This window comes from Streptomyces sp. NPDC041970 (assembly GCF_055588985.1).
The window spans coordinates 1-4896 of the sequence record NZ_JBVJCD010000111.1 but is presented as its reverse complement, the minus strand read 5'-3'; the positions used below and the strand labels follow the sequence as shown (position 1 = coordinate 4896).

3 protein-coding genes and 2 pseudogenes are annotated in these 4896 nt (G+C 71.1%); all 5 read left to right on the top strand.

Annotation, left to right across the window (positions count from 1 at the left end):
* Window positions 1-101: pseudogene (locus ACZ6EJ_RS27730) on the top strand (ATP-binding protein); the annotation flags it as partial.
* A gap of 361 nt (window positions 102-462) precedes the next feature.
* On the top strand, window positions 463-3663 hold the full coding sequence (locus ACZ6EJ_RS27725) for a sensor histidine kinase (RefSeq protein ID WP_469270942.1): 3201 nt from the start codon (window positions 463-465) through the stop codon (window positions 3661-3663).
* 10 nt (window positions 3664-3673) lie between these two features.
* Window positions 3674-4087, top strand: a complete 414-nt coding sequence (locus tag ACZ6EJ_RS27720; protein ID WP_073820952.1) for a roadblock/LC7 domain-containing protein — start codon at window positions 3674-3676, stop codon at window positions 4085-4087.
* A gap of 90 nt (window positions 4088-4177) precedes the next feature.
* A complete protein-coding gene (locus tag ACZ6EJ_RS27715) occupies window positions 4178-4849 on the top strand; it encodes a DUF742 domain-containing protein (protein ID WP_469270941.1) in 672 nt (223 codons plus the stop codon).
* Window positions 4830-4896, top strand: a pseudogene (locus tag ACZ6EJ_RS27710) (ATP-binding protein); the annotation flags it as partial. The gene ACZ6EJ_RS27715 and the pseudogene ACZ6EJ_RS27710, both read left to right, overlap by 20 nt.

Sequence of the window (4896 nt, the reverse complement as noted above, 5' to 3'; positions counted from 1 at the left end):
CCGACACCCCCATCCTCACCACCGACGCCCGCCACCGCGCCGACGCCAAGAGCGCCCTCATCACCCTCGTCGAACACGCCCTCATGGCCCGCCTGAAGTAGACGGACACGGCACGCAAGTCGTGACCGGCGTACGGAAGTTGCCGTAGCCGCGCGGGGGCGGTCTGTGTCGTCCGACACGATCCGCCCCCGTGTTCATAACGTTTCGACAGAGAATTGCCTCTCGGCCGCCACCCGACGCATCCGTTCGGTGCCCCTGCGCTCACATGAGCCCCGCCTTTTGGCGGGGCTCGCTCCTTATGCCCGTTTCATCTGAGGCCTGGGCCACTCGGAATGTGCGATTCCGACTGTTTGGTGGGGGACCCGTCCCCGTGCTGCAATGCGACGAACTCCCGAGTAGTACGGCCCCTGAACGAATATTCCGGCACACCGCAGGTGCCGGCGCCGAGAGGTTGTTGGTCGAGTGAGGCGAAGCAACGAGCGCTCCGCGGCGCAGCCCGAGCGGGGCAACTTCACCCCGCCGCCGCGTGCCGCGGCGTCGCCCGCCGACGTGCCCGCGGGGAGGTCGGCCGGTGGCAGCACCAGCCGGCTGACCCCGCGCAACTGGCGGGTGGCCACCCGGCTGAACGCGATCCTCCTCATCCCGGCGCTGGTCGGCCTGGTGATGGGCGGCTTCCAGGTGAAGGGGTCCATCGACACCTGGGGGGAGGCGCAGGACGCCGAGCGGACCGCGGTCGTCGTGCGCGCCGCCTCCGACTACGGGCAGGCCCTCCTCGACGAGCGGGACCTGACCGCGCAGCCGCTGCTCTCCGGCGACCGCGGCGCCGAGGTCGTCGTACGGACGCGGGCCGCCACGGACGACGCGCGCCGGAAGTTCGACGCCGCGGTGAAGGACATGCCCGCGAAACCGGGCCTCCAACGCCGCCTCCAGCTCTTCAGGAGCGAGGAGCCCAAACTCCCCGAACTGCGCAAGGCCGCCTACGCCCAGGCGCTGGACCCGGTGAAGACCGAAGAGGGCTACACCCGCGTCCAGCACTCGCTGATGGAGTTCTCCAACGAGCTGGGGCTCGGCACCGGCAACATCACGAGCTACGGCCGTACCGTCTACGCCATCGAGCTGGCCAAGGCTGCAGAATCGCTTCAGCGCTCGATCGGTATGCACCTGCTGGTGCGCCCGAGCGGCAAGGCGGACACGTACGACGACCAGGTCAAGGCCTTCGGCTCGTACAACTACCTGGAGCAGATCGCGCTCGGCGAGTTCAACTCCGGCGGCTCCCAGGCGGACGTGGACCGCCTCAAGCAGGTCATGGCGGGCCGGGCCGCCGAGGGCTCCCAGCAGCTCAAGGCCGCCGAGGAGCGGGCGAAGGCGGCGGGCGAGCCGTTCGTGATGCCGCCGAGCATCGACGGTTCGGTCTTCGACGGCATGGCGCGGGAGATCGGCAAGGGCCAACGGCCCGAGGAGCTGAGGGCCAAGGGCATCACGCCCCAGACGTGGATGGCCGCCGCGACCGCCAAGTTCGACGGGTACGCCACCGTCGAGGACGAGCTGGTCGCGAAGGCGGTGGAGGAGGCCGCGAGGATCTCGTCCGACGCCAAGACCGACGCCGTCGTCAACGGGCTGATCGTCGTCGTCGCGCTGCTGGTCGCGTTCGGCCTGGCGGGGCTCGTGGCCCGCCAGATGAGCCGCTCGATGCAGCGGCTGCGCACCGCCGCCTTCTCCATCGCCGAGCAGCGGCTGCCCTCGCTCGTCGACCAGCTCTCGCGCACCGATCCGGGCCGGGTCGACACCCGCGTCCAGCCGATCCCGATCACCACGCGGGACGAGATCGGCGAGGTCGCCCGCGCCTTCGACCAGGTGCACCGCGAGGCCGTCCGGCTCGCCGCCGAGCAGGCCATGCTGCGGGGCAACGTCAACGCGATCTTCACGAACCTCTCGCGCCGCAACCAGTCGCTCATCGAGGGCCAGCTCACCCTGATCAGCGACCTGGAGAACCATGAGGCCGACCCGGACCAGTTGGAGAGCCTCTTCAAGCTGGACCACCTGGCCACCCGGATGCGCCGCAACGGCGAGAACCTGCTCGTCCTGGCGGGCGAGGAGCCCGGCCGCCGCTGGAACCAGCCGGTCCCGCTGGTGGACGTGTTGCGGGCCGCCTCCTCCGAGGTGGAGTCCTACGAGCGCATCGAGCTGACCGGCGTGCCGGAGAGCGAGATCCACGGCCAGGCCGTCACCGACCTGGTGCACCTGCTGGCCGAGCTGCTGGAGAACGCCACCACCTTCTCCTCGCCGCAGACGAAGGTCCGCGTCACCGCGACCCGGCTGCCCGACGGCCGGGTGATGATCGAGATCCACGACAAGGGCATCGGTCTGACGGCCGAGGACTTCGCCGACATCAACCACAAGCTGGCCAACCCGCCGACGGTGGACGCCGCGGTGTCGCAGCGCATGGGCCTGTTCGTGGTCGGCCGGCTGGCCGACCGGCACGGAATCCGCGTCCAGTTGCGCCCCTCGGGCGAGCAGGCGGGGACGACCTCGCTGGTCATGCTGCCGGCCGCCATCACCCACGGCGGCGGCGGCGAACCGGTCGAGGGCCAGGGCGACTTCACCGTCTCCTCGATCATGCCCACGCAGCAGGACGCCTTCGAGCCGGGCCCGCAGGCCGCGCCGATGCGCACGGCCGCGGAGCTGGGCTTCGACGACTCGCGCTACGAGGGCCCGGCGGGCCGGGCCCCGCTGGACCCGGTCGGGCGCTCGCTGAAGCGCAAGGAGCGCAGGGCGGCGCTGGGAGCGCAGCTCGGCGCGGACGGCGCGTTCGGCGGCGGATCCGCGGAGCAGGGGGGCCACGCCCCCGAGGCGTACGCGGGCGGCGACCCGTACGCCGGCGCGCGGCAGCAGTACGCGGACGACCTGTACGGGCAGGCTCCGTACGGGCAGCAGCCGCAGCAGGAGCACCCCGCCGCGTACGAGCAGCCGTCGTACGGGAGTGGTGACGGCTACCCGCAGCCGCATCCGCAGGAGGACCGACCGGAATCGGCATATGCCAATCCGGACACCCCGCAGGGCCCGCATTCCGACGCGTACACCGCTTCCGCGGACCCCTCCCACCATGACGATTGGCCTGTTCAGAGCGGATTCCAGGGCGTTTACGAGCCGACCGCCCCGAGGGAGCCGGAAGCGTCCGCGAGCGCTCCCGCCGAGTCTGCGGAGCGCGTAGGCTTCGATCGTCCGGGGCCCACCCCGAACGTCGGCCACGAGCTGACCGAAGCCGGTCTGCCGCGCCGCGGCGGTCAGCAGCACTGGCAGCCGAGCGGTCCTGGGAACGACCGGCCCGCTCCGGAGCAGCAGTCGCGGCAGGACGAGCGGCAGGCCCGGCAGACGGACGGGGACGGCTCCGAGGACTGGCGCTCGACGAACGACGAGCGCTGGCAGCGAGCCGAGAAGCTCCGTGAGCCGAAGGCGGGCGGGATCACCCCTTCCGGTCTCCCCCGGCGCGTGCCCAAGGCCAACCTGGTCGAGGGCACGGCGGAGCAGACCCAGCAGGGCGGCCCACAGGTCTCCCGCGCCCCCGAGGACGTCCGCGGCAGGTTGAGCAACCTGCGGCGGGGGACCCAGCGGGGACGCAGCGCGGGGTCGGACACCAGTACCACCTACAACCAGGAGCGTTAGTGTGAGCCCGATGAGCCAGGCGGCGCAGAATCTGAACTGGTTGATCACCAACTTCGTGGACAACACCCCCGGTGTGTCCCACACGGTGGTGGTCTCCGCCGACGGACTCCTGCTGGCGATGTCCGACGGGTTCCCGCGCGACCGCGCCGACCAGTTGGCGGCCGTCGCCTCCGGTCTGACGTCGCTGACCGCGGGCGCCTCGCGGATCTTCGAGGGCGGAGCGGTGAACCAGACCGTCGTGGAGATGGAGCGCGGGTTCCTCTTCATCATGTCCATCTCGGACGGCTCGTCGTTGGCCGTTCTGGCCCACCCGGACGCCGACATCGGCCTGGTCGGGTACGAGATGGCCCTCCTGGTCGACCGCGCGGGCAGCGTCCTGACTCCGGACCTCCGCGCCGAACTTCAGGGAAGTCTTCTCAACTAGGAGATAAACAATGCGTTTCTCGCCACCGCGCCCTAGGGTGCGGTGGCGAGAAACGCACGGGGATCGCGTCCGGCAGTCGAAGGAGGAAGCGTGGCAACACCCACAGGAGGACACCCTTACGAGGGCGGCCAGAGAGTTCCGGGTGAGCACGGCGACGACCGTTTCGCCTTCCCCGCCGCGCCCCACGACTTCCGCCACGGTGCGGACCAGCCCTACCAGCCGTACCCCTACCAGCAGCCGCAGGGCGCGCACGACGTCCAGGGGTCCGCGTGGCCTCCGCGGCAGCCGGAAGCGGGTTGGCCCCAGCAGCCCCCGCACCCGCAGCAGCCGTCGTACCCCCAGCAGTTCGAGGCGCCCCAGCCGCCGCCCGCGCAGCCGGTGCAACAGCGGAGGGCCCCCGAGCCCGCCGCTCCCCAGACGCACAACCCGCTGGTCCGTCCGTACGCCATGACCGGCGGCCGGACGCGCCCGCGTTACCAGCTCGCCATCGAGGCGCTGGTCAGCACCACGGCCGATCCGTCCCGGCTGCAAGGGCAGTTGCCCGAGCACCAGCGGATCTGCCGGCTCTGCATCGAGATCAAGTCGGTCGCCGAGATCTCGGCCCTTCTCTCGATTCCTCTCGGCGTTGCCCGAATCCTCGTCGCCGACCTGGCCGAGGCCGGGCTCGTCGCGATCCATCAGCCCGGCGGCGACGAGGCCGCCGGCGGCCAGCCAGATGTGACACTGCTCGAAAGGGTGCTCAGTGGACTTCGCAAGCTCTAGCGGCGGAGCAGCCCGCTCCACTACCTCGGCGAAGATCGTGGTGGCAG

What these genes read in the sequence shown, in the direction of transcription:
- ACZ6EJ_RS27720 (WP_073820952.1), top strand. Translation starts at nt 3,674, where the DNA reads ATGAGCCAGGCGGCGCAGAATCTGAACTGGTTGATCACCAACTTCGTG.